This is a genomic window from Francisella sp. SYW-2 (assembly GCF_008711475.1).
Taxonomy (GTDB): domain Bacteria; phylum Pseudomonadota; class Gammaproteobacteria; order Francisellales; family Francisellaceae; genus Francisella; species Francisella salimarina.
Genome location: NZ_VXKO01000005.1, coordinates 85,037 through 96,978, shown reverse-complemented (window position 1 = coordinate 96,978; position 11,942 = coordinate 85,037). Strand labels below are relative to the sequence as shown.

The window sequence follows — 11,942 nt, the reverse complement described above, 5'->3', positions numbered from 1 at the left end:
TAAATATTTAAATTTTACTTTTTGTTGTTTTTCACTATTTCTACTGGACCATGATCATCGCAATGATCTCCATGAGGATGATGTAATCTACCATCAACAATATAGTCTATATGGTCCCCATGGGGTACTGCTTCATGTCCACAATCAGGACCATGAACATGATCACAACATTCATTCTTGATTGGTTTACACCCACCTGGATTATTAGCTGTGACATCTAGAGTATGCTCATCATAGTGACCATTGTGTTCATGATGAAGATGCCCATCGTGTATATAGTCATAGTGATCACCGTGTTTAATTTTAGTATGACCACAACCGTCCTTATGTTCATGATCGTGATTTTCGTGTACTTTACATTTACTCATAAACTTCTCCTATGTAGGTTTACACTGTTATTTTAACATTTTTTGTCTTAGACCCTCAAATAAATATATAGTGGCTGCTTGGGCTACATTAAGAGATTCAATATCACTTAATGTTGGTATCATCGTCTTTTGGCCTACTGAAAAGTCTTGGATACCATTAGCCTCTTCACCAAATACTAAGATACTATCATTTAATCTAAATTCTCTAGAATAGCAAGAAACTCCCTCATGTGGTGTTGTTAGCCAAATTTTTCGTTCTTTCAGTGCTGGATAGTTTCTTACAGCGCTTAGATTTTCAAAATATCTAAAATTAAGACTAAACTGTGCTCCCATACCAGCTCTTATAGCTTTGGGGTTAAAAGGATCTACAGTACCATTTATAAGCACTATCTCTGTTAAGCCAACTGCAATGGCTGTCCTTAATATTGTGCCAATATTTCCAGGGTCTTGTATTCTATCTAGTACTAGAATGAAATCATCCTTAAATTTAATGTCAGATGAGGTATCTCTTTTCTTAGCTAAGATTAGCACTCCTTGGGAGTTTTGTGTCTGTGTTAGTTGATGGAAATCTTTCTCTGGAAGAGTATGCTTTATATCAGTAGGGTAGTCATGACTATCGGAGCTTTCTGTTGTTAATAATGCGACTATGTCTTTCTTGGGTAGTCTTGTTAAAGCTTCATTACAGCATCTTAACCCTTCTATAACATAGTATATAGACTTTTTTCTACCTTGAGGTGAATGAAGTTTTTTGATTTCTCTGAGTAGTTTTTGACTTAGATTTTTCATTGAGTAAATATCTAAAATATTTTGGTTGATATTGTATGGGTTTTAATCATGAGATTAAATAGTTACGGTATGTATTTTTGATATAGATACATATAAATGTTATGGTAATATAAATTTTATTCAATATTGGGAATTATTATGCAACGAGAAAAAGGTGCCTATGCGCCAGTTTTTTATCCTGCAATTATTTTAGCTATCATTCTTTCTTTATCAGGGATTTTTTATCCAAATGAGTTTGCCAGTCATATTCAAAATCTACAAAATTTAATCTTGGAGAAATTCGGCTGGACATACATATTGGCAATGAGTGTATTTTTGTGTTTGTGTTTGATATTAATGTTCAGTCGCTTTGGAGATATCAAACTCGGTCAAGATCATGATTTACCAGAGTATTCAAATGTTTCATGGTTTGCTATGTTATTTGCAGCAGGTATGGGAATTGGTTTGATGTTTTATGGAGTTGCAGAGCCTTTGAAGCATTTTTTAGCGCCACCTAATATATCCTCAGACCAATTAGAGGTCGTTAAAGAAGCTATGAATACGACATTCTTTCACTGGGGAGTAGAAGCCTGGTCTGTATATGCTATTGTTGGTTTATCGCTAGCTTATTTCGCTTATAGACATGATTTACCATTATTACCTCGTTCAGTACTTTATCCAATTTTAGGTAAACATATATATGGTCCTATAGGTCACGCAATAGATGTATTTGCTGTTTTAGGGACTTTATTTGGTGTTGCTACATCTCTAGGTTTTGGTGCAATGCAAGTAAGTGCAGGGATGAGTTTTTTGACAGGTTTACCTGATACCATAAATATGCAAGTTATATATATTGTATTTATTGTAGCATTAGCGACTATATCTGTTGCATTAGGACTTGATAAAGGTATTAAAGCATTAAGTAACTTTAATATTGTATTAGCAGTAGTACTGTTGGTTTTTGTATTATTGTTAGGTAATACAGCAGGGTTGGTACGTGATTATATCCAAAATATTGGCTACTATTTGAGTACTATAGTGAATCAGACCTTCAATCTCTACGCATATAATCGAGAGAATCAAGAATGGTTACAAAACTGGACTCTATTTTATTGGGGATGGTGGATAGCTTGGTCTCCATTTGTTGGGATGTTTATTGCTAAAGTATCCAAAGGAAGAACAGTTCGTCAGTTTACTATTGGTGTACTATTTATACCTGTTGGTTTTACATTTTTGTGGATGACTGTTTTTGGAAATTCTGCTATTGAAATAGCTATGAATGGTAATGGTGAAGCTTTGATAGATGCCGCGAATAATAATATACCCGTAGCATTATTTGAATTTTTACAATACTTTCCATTTTCTACAGTATTATCAATATTAGCAGTATTTTTGATTGTAACATTCTTTGTCACATCTGCAGATAGTGGAGCCTTAGTTATAGATATCTTAGCCACAGGTAATGCCAAACAATCAATAACATTACAGCGTATTGCTTGGTCAGTACTTAGCGGCTTGCTTGCAATATCTTTAATATTAGCAGGTGGATTACAGGCTCTTCAGTCTGCAACTATAATTAGTGCGTTTCCGCTATTATTTATCTTACTCTTAATGTGTATTTCTTTAATTAAATCTTTAAGGTTGGATTATTTGAGGCTTAAAAGTATTGAGACACATTCAACTGTTGTTCAATTTGCAAAAGCAAACACATCTTGGCAAAAAAGATTAGAAGCAATTGCTCATAAGCCATCGAAAGATCAGGCCATAGAGTTTTTACAAAAAGATGTCACAACAGCTATAATCGAAGTTGCAGATGAAATGGAAAAAAATGGTATTAATACAGAAGTGACTAGAGACCATGATCATATACAATTAACAATTTCAATAGAGGGTAATGAAGATTTTATATATAGTGTTATGTTAAGAGCATATCAGTCAAAGTTGGATAATTATAATAGGGTTGAGGTGCTTTTGAGTCATGGTGGACAGTACTATGATATTATGGGATATTCAAAAGATCAGGTTATTGCAGATATAGTCAATCAATATGATAAACATTTGCATTACTTACATTTAGCTGTTGCTGATAAAGATATTCTTAATTAAGCATTGCGTAGTTGAGATTAAGTATCCACGCAAAACCTACCCATAAAAGATATGGTATAAGCAAGTACCCAGCAATTTTGTTTATATCTAGAAATACTTTTAGGTTCCATGCTATAAGCACCCATAAGATAGACATCTCAATAAGAGCTAAATCAATATTGTGCCAGCAAAAAAATATGAAGCTCCACAAAAAGTTTAAGCCTAACTGAATTGCGTAAATAATAAAATTTTTTTCTCTTAGAGCCTTTTGTTTGAGTACTATCCATCCAGATATTGCAATCATAATATATAAAACTGTCCAAACTGGCGCAAATAACCAGTTAGGTGGTGCAAAAAAAGGATGTTCAAGTTTTACAAACCATGTTGGAATGTTTGTTGATGTTAGGGTGCCGACACACATGCCTATTCCTAAAATAACTATTATAAAGAAAGTTAAAGAGATATAGTCTTTACCTTTTATATTACAAGTCAATTTGCTTTCTCCTTAATCGTGCTGAAAAATAGCTTTTAATATCATATAAATATTGTAGATTAGAATATACATTTTTTTGAGTTTATATGATAATTATTAACAATATTTAATAGCTAGAGGTCTTATAATGTTAAAAACTAAAAGTTTAACACCAGAACAATATGAAATTATAATTAATAAAGCTACGGAGCATCCTTTCACAGGAAGGTACAATGATTTAGATCTAGCAGGTACGTACATCTGTCGTAATTGTGGTACACCATTATTCAAGGCTGATAGTAAATTTATTTCAACATGTGGGTGGCCTAGTTATGATATACATATTGATAATAATGTAAAAGAGTTACCAGATGCTGATGGCAGAAGGACAGAAATTCTGTGTAATAAATGTGATGGCCACCTGGGACATATATTTCATGGAGAAGGATATACTAAACTAAATACGCGTTACTGTGTCAACTCAGCATCTGTAGATTTTGTTGCAGCAGAAAATTTAGGTGAAACTGAAGAAATTATCGTAGCAGCAGGCTGTTTTTGGGGTGTGGAATATTACATGAAAAAACTCAAAGGCGTTGTATTTGCTGAATCAGGATATTGTGGTGGAGACCAGCCAAACCCAGATTATAAAAAAGTTTGTGCAGGAAATACTGGATATTTAGAAGTTGTCAGAATAATTTTTGAGAAAGAAAAAATATCACTAGAAGAAGTTCTAAAATATTTTTTTGAAATACATGATTTTGAGCAAGCTGATGGTCAAGGTCCAGATATTGGGGAGCAATATAAATCAGCAATATTTTACTATAATGAGGAGCAGAAAGAGATAGCTGAAAGCATAAAGTCTGAGCTTATTGATAAAGGATATAAGGTTGTTACAGATGTTAGAGAAGCTAAGCCGTATTATGTGGCTGAAGAATATCATCTAGACTATTATATGAAGCAAGGTTCTCTTCCATACTGTCATGCACGCAAAAAAATATTTTAAATAAAAGATTTTTCTTCTGGAAAAAGTCTGTTTTTAATGCTCATAAAGATAATAATTGAAATTACAATAAATGCGAGTTGTTGAGCTGGGATACCAATCATTAGTTTTGATATTGATATAAAGCTTAAGAAAAACCCTGCTAAGGCAGCAACCATAAATTTTACTAGTCTAATTATCGCATTGCCGGCAGCATAACCTTCTTTAAGAATATCAAGAGCTTTTGATGTAGTAATAATATTTACTAAAGCAAAGCATCCTGTTGCTAAAGCATTTAATATGATAAATATATAGATATTATTAAATAAGTATGAGTTTAATATGTTAAGCGATATTACTGTTATGGCTAAATAATATCCAGTTACAATAAGATTTTTTTGATTATGTATTGTCTGTTTTCTCTTGATAAAGCTGCCTGCAAATATTATGCCAAACATATTTAATGCAAATAATATGCAATATTGAGTATACCCAAGGTGATAATATTCAATTATCAAATTTGATGATGTGCTAATAAAGCTAAATAATGCGCCAAAACATAAAGCTCCTGTCAGAGCTCCGACAACAAATGGTAAGTTAGCCATGTGAATGATATATACTTTAAAACTTCTAGCTAAACTCTTAGAGCGCTTATGTGTAGGGAGTGTTTCTGGCATAATCAATGTTATAACTAATAAAACAACACCATAGATAGTTAGGAAGTGGAAGATATCTTGCCATCTTCCAGTTGTATAAATGATAATACTACCTATTATAGGAGCAACTATTGGAGCAATCATAAATATCATCACCATTGTTGCTACAGTCTTGACTAGTTTTTGACCTCTATAACAGTCTTTTAATATTGCCATAGCTGCAACAGATGCTGGAGAATCTCCAAGACCTTGTAAAAATCTCATGAATATCAAAGTATCAAAACTATGTGTAAATGAGCATAAGATAGTACTTGCAATGTAGATAATCATACCGATAATAAGTATCTTCTTACGACCAAAGCTATCTGATAACGCGCCCCAGAAAAACATACCTACACCAAAACCTATAAAGTATGTAGAGATGGTAATAGCAAGTTTATTTACATCAACATTAAAGAAGTTACCTATATTACCAAAAGCTGGGATATAAGCATCTATGGCAAAGGGCGGTAGAGCCACAAAGATTACGACAAAGAAAACAAGATACTTACTACCTTTTCTAATTTTTAACATAAGAATTATTTTTACTAATTTTGATGATATATCTTATCAGATAAATTAGGCAATATTTAGTAATTAAGTGCCATGAATAATAAAGAAATGATTAGAGTAAGTATAGATACTAATTAAGCTTCAACATTATCATCTGAACTGCTAGGTTGATTGGCTGCAACAGAACTGCCTGAATCTGTAACAGGAGCTTCAGTTAGGCTTGGTTGAGTAGTATTTGTATCACTACTAGTTGTAGCCGTGCTAGGAGCCGATGTATTGTCTGTGACCGTCGCATTAGTAGTTGTTGATTTTGCTTTGTCAATCGCTGACTGAATATCGCTAGCACCTGTGTAGCCACCTATCACAGTTGTATTATCAGCATTAGCATTAGTTGCTGGAGCGATTACTAAGAATGGAGTTCCTTGAATACCAAGATCCTCAAAACCTAATTTCAAAGTATCTTTTAGATGATCTGCAATCTTATCATCTTTGATTGCTTTTTTGACTTTAGCAAGATCAGCACCTGACTGAGTAGCTACTTTGTCTACAGTAGAGTTTTTGAGTTTACCTTCATCCTCACCTGTAGCGAAGATACCGTTATGGTATTTCACATAAGCATCAGCACCATACAGTTTATATATAGCAGTACCTACTTCGGCAGCGTATTCAGAAGCTGGAGCTCTTTCACCAAATATTGGGAATTCTGCAAAAACGATTTGTACATTGCTATTATCTTGCATTATTTTTTCTATTTGTGGAGCAAGTTTCGAACAATACATACACTGATAGTCAAAGAACTCATATACAACCACTTTCGGATTTTTAACATCAGATTTCGGTGTAAGATCAGATCCATAAATACTATCTCTAACCTTTAAGAAGCTAGAAACTCTTTCTTCACTCATTTTTTGCTGTACTTTGTTACGTAGAGTTTCCATATTTTTTGCTATTTCTTCAGGAGAGATAGCAGGTTTTTTCGCATTTAGAGCATCAGAGAAGCCCTCAACAATTTTGTCATCGTTAAGGTTGTATGATTTTACATTTTTATCAGCTTCTACAGTAGCACCCATACCATATCCGATAGTATAACTAGCATTTTTAGTAATAGTGTCTGTATTCTGTGTTGCAACGTCAGCAGTCGGAGTAGCAACTGAAGATCCAGAGTTTGTAGCAGCATCAGTAGTAGACTTATCTTTACTTGAGCTATCAGAACATGCAACTAAGCTTGTTGCTATTGCAGCTACAGCTAAAGCTTTTAATAGTTTCTTTTTAGTCATTATAATTAACTCCCTTAATTATTTCTTCTGAGCAGCAACGGCTTGTTGTTGGAATTGCAACATTGCATTTTGCATTTGATCTGGAGTAAGCTTAGATTTACCTCCAGAAATACCATCTTTTAGACCACTAACAACTTCTTGGTTGTCAGTAGTAATATTGTTTTGGTCCATTTGAGTTTTCAATGCTTGGCCCATAGTGTAGCCAACTGAGTAGCTAAGATCATCCTGATTATCTGCAGCTGCAAAAGCGCCACCAATAAGTGAACCAGCAACTAATGGTGCTATAAGTAGAGTTTTAGTTAATTTCATTATTTAGTTTCTCCTGTAGTTTTGGAAATGTCTATCCTAAGTTATTCTAACAAACCGGTTGTAAATCACAATCTTTTATCTATTTTACTTAGCTTAATTTGTTTATTTAATGCCCACTCAATATGTTCTAAAATGATTTTATTGTCTATAAATTCATTTTTCTTATTTTCTAATGATAGTATATTTTCTTGCTTATATGGTGAATTTCCAATACCAACTGCTATATTCCTTATCCAAGCATCATAACCAATTCTTCTAATTGCCGAACCTTGTGTATATTTATCAAAATCTTTTTTAGACCATGAGAATAGTTCAAGAAGTGGCTTGTTTATTAAAAAATCTCGCTGTTGGAAGTCTTTTTCTGTAGTTACTGGAGCATTATTGTTAAAAGGGCAGACTAATTGGCAGTCATCGCAACCGTATATTCTTGTGCCAATTTTATCTCGAAGCTCTAGAGGTATAGGCCCTTTGTTTTCTATTGTTAGATATGAGATACACTTTCGTGAATCAATCATTTTACCATGCTGAATTGCTCCAGTTGGACATAATTTGATACATGCTTGGCATTTGCCACAAGAATCTTGATGCTTTGGTAAGTTAGGTAAGTCTGACAGATCAAGATTACTATAAATAACACCGATGAAAAAAAATGAACCTTGTAACTTATTCATGAGCATAGAACTCTTGCCTTGCCAGCCCAAACCTGCTTTTTCGGCTAGTGGGCGTTCTAAGACTGGGGCACTATCTGTAAAAACTCTAAATTGATGGCCACCTGTAAGATCGTCTATATATTCTCCGAGTTTTTGAAGTTTTTTTTTCATTACTTTATGATAATCTCTACCATGAGCATATATCGAGATTTCTGCAATGTTAGTTTGTGATCTTAGTCTTTTGACTTCATTTTTAATAGTTACGGGTCTATTGAGGTAGTTTAATGTAGCAACAATTACACTATTAGTTCCAGGGACTAGTTCATCTGGTACAAATCTTTTTGAACCATGTTTGGTCATATATTCAAGATCGGCCTGATAGTTGTTTTCTATCCATTTATTATAATGAGGAATATATTCAGATAAGTCGCAATCAGATTTAGAAATGGATGATAAACCAAGATTTGTAGTAGCAAATTTTTGTACTTGTTGCCACTGCTCTAGAGAAAGCTTTAGCTTCATTATTAGTCTTCTTTACGCTGAATATCCCAAAGCTTTTCTAGTGCATATAATTCTCTAGTTTCTTCAAGCATTACATGTACAACAATATCGCCAATATCGACCAAAACCCAGTCAGATTTATTGTCGCCTTCAACACCTAGTATTGATACTTTATTGTTTTTAAGTTCTTGTTCTAGATTTCTTGCAAGTGATTTGGCGTGAGTCGTTGATGATGCTGTAGCGATCACTATTTTATCCATCATGTCAGTAAGGTGCTCTACATCAATTGCTTGAATGTTTTGGCCTTTTAAATCATCTAGAGCATCTAGAATAATCTGTAGTCTTTGATCAGTAGTCATGAATTTGATTTAATTATTGTTTATAAATTTAGCCTAAGATTATACCATAAGTTAGTTTAAATAATGATATCATTATATAAACAAATAGTTTCAGAGGATCAAAGATGAAGAAAAAGAATTTATTTCTATTCATACTTTTAGTAATTTTGACTGTAATAGTTTTGGTTTTATTCTATAGATTTGCTCAATGGTATGAACAAAAGTTAGGAACAATATTTTCATATATTGTAATGATAGGAATTACTCTGTTTGTATTTACACCTTTTAAGTTTATTAAAGATAACAAAGCAAAAGTAAATATAATCAATTACTTTAAATATTTAGGAGTAAGTATTCTAAAAGTAGCTCAAATAGTTGTCACTATTATTAAAGAAGCTAGTTTAACCATAATGTATCTTGTTACACGATTATTTGCTAAAGACTCATCAGAAAGTAAGTAAGACTAAATTCATAAATGAAATATACAGCTGAACAACAAAAAATCATTACCCATGATTTGAATAAGCATGCCTTAGTCTCTGCAGTCGCAGGCAGTGGAAAGACTCAAACCTTAATAGCCAGGATTGAGTATCTGATTAGTAATAATGTTCCACCTAACAGGATATTGGTTCTAATGTATAACAAATCAGCTCAACTTGATTTTGCAGAGAGACTTAGAAAAGTCATTAAAGCTGATATTGCAAGATTAATTAATGTCAGAACAATGCATTCTTTGGGAAATAGTTTTTTACAAGCTTTCGCAAAAGCAGGGTATGTCAAAGTAAATAAAATCCTCAAAGAATATGAGGTTGATACAATAATTCTAAAGTTACTTAAACTGCACCAAAAAGAATTTAAAATAACTAAAGAAGTTGATAGTGAGAGAGTAGAGGTATTTAAAGAGTATATTTCATTATTGAAATCAGATTTATCTCTCAGCAATAAGAAAATCAATGATCTTAATGCTAAAGAGAAGAAACTTTTAGATAAGGTGTTCTCAGAATTTCTTAAAGAGTGTGAGATTCAGCAAGCCATAACTTATGATGATATGATATATCTTCCAGCTAAGCTGTTTGAAAAAGATAAAAATAGTGTTACTCAGGCTAGTAGTTTATACTCTCACATAATTATAGATGAGTATCAGGATATTAATCAGGCTCAACAGTTTTTTTTAAAGTGTTTGGTTGGGCAGAATACCTATATTATGGCTGTAGGAGATGTTGATCAGACTATATATCAGTGGCGAGGCTCTACTCCGTATTATATGTTAGAGGGTTTCAAAAAAGATTTTAAGGATGTAAAGCAGTATAGTCTTTCATATACGTTTAGATATGGGGATTTAGTATCTTTGATGGCAAATAATATTATAACTAATAATAAAAAACGTCATGATAATTTATGTATAACATATCCAAAACTATATAAAACAACTGATATTAGTATTCTTGATAGTAGTGATAAAGTTGTCCTTAAACTTAAAGCATTGATTGATAGTGGTGTTAAAGCTAGCGATATAGCAATTCTTGTGCGTAAATATAACTCAACAACAGTGTTTGAATTAAGTTGTCTTTATCATGATCTAGCTTACAATGTCATTGCGGATAAAAATATTTTTAGTGAAAACCTATTTAAAGCCATATATGGTTATTTGATGTTATTTAACAAAGCTAAAGGATTTGCAAAGCATAGTGTTGAGCAAAGAGTCGATTTTATTAAATCTATGCTTGACTATCCATCACTATATCTCAAAAAAGATGCTAAACAAAATTTAGCAAATAAAATAGCACAAGATATTTCAGCTAGCATGAATATAATTTCAGAACTCACCAAAACAGTTGATAAACCATTTAAAGAGAAAAATATATTAGCAGTATCAGCTAGTTGGAGAGCTATTTTTAATAATACTCGGATTAAAAAGTCTGAGAGAGCTATAAATTTTATATTAGAAACTCTAGATCTCGAAAAACAAATTTCTAAAGTTTCTGGAGAGACGCACTCAAGCAAATCTAAATTACAAATTATAGATGGAATGAGTAGTTTTGCTAAAGGTAAGAAAAGTTCATTGTCAGAATTTATTGAACTTTTATATGAGCTATACATAAAATCAAATCAGCAGGGCGAAAATGATCCGAATCAGATCCAGATCATGTCAATGCATAGAGCCAAAGGTTTAGAGTGGGATTATGTTGTTGTTCATGATGCTACAGAAGGAGGTTTTTTTGGAGAAAAGAACTCTAAAATTAGTGATGAGACAATTGAAGAAGAACGAAGATTGTTCTATGTGGCAATTACACGAGTTAAAAAACACCTCTTTATAGTATCCTCTGATGATATTAGTCGTTTGTCATCGTGGTATGAAATCAAAAAAAATACATACCCAAAGGATTTGAAATGTAAAAATAGCTTGAGATTTCTATATGAAGGTAATCTGAAAGACTGTCAATTACATTTAGAAAATATAAATGATAATGAAAGAAAGTCTTCTAACAAGATCTTCAGACGATACTATGAAAAACTATCAAAAGAGAATTAATTAGATTTATCTTGTAAAGATTCATTTGGAGTGTCAACTTTCGGTGCTAAATCATCTTTAGATTCAAAAGGTTGGTCTGAGAAATACATAGCTGGATGAGCTATGATTTTGTTGTCATCTATCTTGTTACACCACTGGCCATTCTTATCAATGCTAGCCGAAAAGCCATCAAGAATTTGAATATATTTCTTCCAACACTGTGCTTTAAACATTGCTTTTTTACCTGTGGTAACATTAGTTTTGTGCCAGGTTTTACCGTTATCAGATGACTCTAAATATGTTATCAAGCAGTAATCATGTGGTTTTGGCATTTGAGCTTCTTTTTCTGCTTCAGCAGCTTTTTCCTCTAGCTCAGACTGATAGTGAAAATAATAAGTAATACCTGAAACAGCTATTATTAGACCTACTATTATTGTGAAGATAAATAACTTCTTTTTCATTTTAAAACTTACATGAA

The 11,942-nt window shown here is 32.5% G+C and carries 13 protein-coding genes; 4 read left to right on the top strand and 9 right to left on the bottom strand.

Features of this window, described 5'->3' with window-relative positions:
* Positions 1–14: 14 nt before the first annotated feature.
* Both F3D57_RS03240 and F3D57_RS03235 read right to left on the bottom strand, forming a co-directional pair.
* On the bottom strand, positions 15–368 hold the full coding sequence (locus tag F3D57_RS03240; RefSeq protein ID WP_150465174.1) for a hypothetical protein: 354 nt from the start codon (positions 366–368) through the stop codon (positions 15–17).
* A gap of 27 nt (positions 369–395) precedes the next feature.
* Positions 396–1,154 (bottom strand): TrmH family RNA methyltransferase, encoded by a 759-nt coding sequence (locus tag F3D57_RS03235; protein WP_150465173.1) that lies wholly within the window; start codon positions 1,152–1,154, stop codon positions 396–398.
* A gap of 138 nt (positions 1,155–1,292) precedes the next feature.
* Between F3D57_RS03235 and F3D57_RS03230 the strand changes: the two genes are divergently transcribed.
* Complete coding sequence (locus tag F3D57_RS03230; protein ID WP_150465172.1) at positions 1,293–3,239, top strand: BCCT family transporter; 1,947 nt, start codon at positions 1,293–1,295, stop codon at positions 3,237–3,239.
* Here the strand turns inward: F3D57_RS03230 and F3D57_RS03225 are convergent.
* The gene (locus F3D57_RS03225) at positions 3,232–3,711 is read right to left on the bottom strand and encodes a TspO/MBR family protein (RefSeq protein ID WP_150465171.1); all 480 of its coding nucleotides are present in this window, start codon (positions 3,709–3,711) and stop codon (positions 3,232–3,234) included. The two genes, F3D57_RS03230 and F3D57_RS03225, sit on opposite strands and share 8 nt — an antisense overlap.
* 127 nt (positions 3,712–3,838) lie before the next feature.
* On the opposite strand from F3D57_RS03225, the gene F3D57_RS03220 reads away from it, so the two are divergent.
* On the top strand, positions 3,839–4,693 hold the full coding sequence (locus F3D57_RS03220) for a bifunctional methionine sulfoxide reductase B/A protein (protein WP_150465170.1): 855 nt from the start codon (positions 3,839–3,841) through the stop codon (positions 4,691–4,693).
* Here the strand turns inward: F3D57_RS03220 and F3D57_RS03215 are convergent.
* From F3D57_RS03215 to rsfS, 5 genes are all read right to left on the bottom strand, one after another.
* Complete coding sequence (locus tag F3D57_RS03215) at positions 4,690–5,898, bottom strand: multidrug effflux MFS transporter (protein ID WP_150465169.1); 1,209 nt, start codon at positions 5,896–5,898, stop codon at positions 4,690–4,692. The two genes, F3D57_RS03220 and F3D57_RS03215, sit on opposite strands and share 4 nt — an antisense overlap.
* Positions 5,899–6,011: 113 nt before the next feature.
* The gene (locus F3D57_RS03210; RefSeq protein WP_150465168.1) at positions 6,012–7,154 is read right to left on the bottom strand and encodes a DsbA family protein; all 1,143 of its coding nucleotides are present in this window, start codon (positions 7,152–7,154) and stop codon (positions 6,012–6,014) included.
* Positions 7,155–7,172: 18 nt separating this feature from the next.
* Complete coding sequence (locus tag F3D57_RS03205) at positions 7,173–7,463, bottom strand: FKBP-type peptidyl-prolyl cis-trans isomerase N-terminal domain-containing protein (protein WP_149368185.1); 291 nt, start codon at positions 7,461–7,463, stop codon at positions 7,173–7,175.
* Positions 7,464–7,528: 65 nt separating this feature from the next.
* Positions 7,529–8,635, bottom strand: a complete 1,107-nt coding sequence (queG, locus tag F3D57_RS03200) for a tRNA epoxyqueuosine(34) reductase QueG (protein WP_150465167.1) — start codon at positions 8,633–8,635, stop codon at positions 7,529–7,531.
* Between the two features lie 2 nt (positions 8,636–8,637).
* A complete protein-coding gene (gene rsfS / locus F3D57_RS03195) occupies positions 8,638–8,973 on the bottom strand; it encodes a ribosome silencing factor (protein ID WP_146421309.1) in 336 nt (111 codons plus the stop codon).
* A 104-nt stretch (positions 8,974–9,077) separates the two neighbouring features.
* Here rsfS and F3D57_RS03190 point away from each other — a divergent pair, with 104 nt between their 5' ends.
* Positions 9,078–9,413 carry a hypothetical protein gene (locus F3D57_RS03190; RefSeq protein ID WP_013923212.1) on the top strand — a complete coding sequence of 112 codons (336 nt, stop codon included), beginning with the start codon at positions 9,078–9,080 and terminating at the stop codon, positions 9,411–9,413.
* A 14-nt stretch (positions 9,414–9,427) separates the two neighbouring features.
* Complete coding sequence (locus F3D57_RS03185) at positions 9,428–11,485, top strand: ATP-dependent helicase (RefSeq protein ID WP_150465166.1); 2,058 nt, start codon at positions 9,428–9,430, stop codon at positions 11,483–11,485.
* On the opposite strand, the gene F3D57_RS03180 is transcribed toward F3D57_RS03185, so the two are convergent.
* Positions 11,482–11,925 carry a hypothetical protein gene (locus tag F3D57_RS03180; protein WP_013923210.1) on the bottom strand — a complete coding sequence of 148 codons (444 nt, stop codon included), beginning with the start codon at positions 11,923–11,925 and terminating at the stop codon, positions 11,482–11,484. The genes F3D57_RS03185 and F3D57_RS03180 overlap by 4 nt on opposite strands.
* Positions 11,926–11,942 lie beyond the last annotated feature (17 nt).

What these genes read in the sequence shown, in the direction of transcription:
- F3D57_RS03215 (WP_150465169.1), bottom strand. Translation starts at nt 5,898, where the DNA reads ATGTTAAAAATTAGAAAAGGTAGTAAGTATCTTGTTTTCTTTGTCGTA.
- F3D57_RS03230 (WP_150465172.1), top strand. Translation starts at nt 1,293, where the DNA reads ATGCAACGAGAAAAAGGTGCCTATGCGCCAGTTTTTTATCCTGCAATT.
- F3D57_RS03180 (WP_013923210.1), bottom strand. Translation starts at nt 11,925, where the DNA reads ATGAAAAAGAAGTTATTTATCTTCACAATAATAGTAGGTCTAATAATA.
- F3D57_RS03240 (WP_150465174.1), bottom strand. Translation starts at nt 368, where the DNA reads ATGAGTAAATGTAAAGTACACGAAAATCACGATCATGAACATAAGGAC.
- rsfS (WP_146421309.1), bottom strand. Translation starts at nt 8,973, where the DNA reads ATGACTACTGATCAAAGACTACAGATTATTCTAGATGCTCTAGATGAT.
- F3D57_RS03205 (WP_149368185.1), bottom strand. Translation starts at nt 7,463, where the DNA reads ATGAAATTAACTAAAACTCTACTTATAGCACCATTAGTTGCTGGTTCA.
- F3D57_RS03190 (WP_013923212.1), top strand. Translation starts at nt 9,078, where the DNA reads ATGAAGAAAAAGAATTTATTTCTATTCATACTTTTAGTAATTTTGACT.
- queG (WP_150465167.1), bottom strand. Translation starts at nt 8,635, where the DNA reads ATGAAGCTAAAGCTTTCTCTAGAGCAGTGGCAACAAGTACAAAAATTT.
- F3D57_RS03235 (WP_150465173.1), bottom strand. Translation starts at nt 1,154, where the DNA reads ATGAAAAATCTAAGTCAAAAACTACTCAGAGAAATCAAAAAACTTCAT.
- F3D57_RS03210 (WP_150465168.1), bottom strand. Translation starts at nt 7,154, where the DNA reads ATGACTAAAAAGAAACTATTAAAAGCTTTAGCTGTAGCTGCAATAGCA.
- F3D57_RS03185 (WP_150465166.1), top strand. Translation starts at nt 9,428, where the DNA reads ATGAAATATACAGCTGAACAACAAAAAATCATTACCCATGATTTGAAT.
- F3D57_RS03220 (WP_150465170.1), top strand. Translation starts at nt 3,839, where the DNA reads ATGTTAAAAACTAAAAGTTTAACACCAGAACAATATGAAATTATAATT.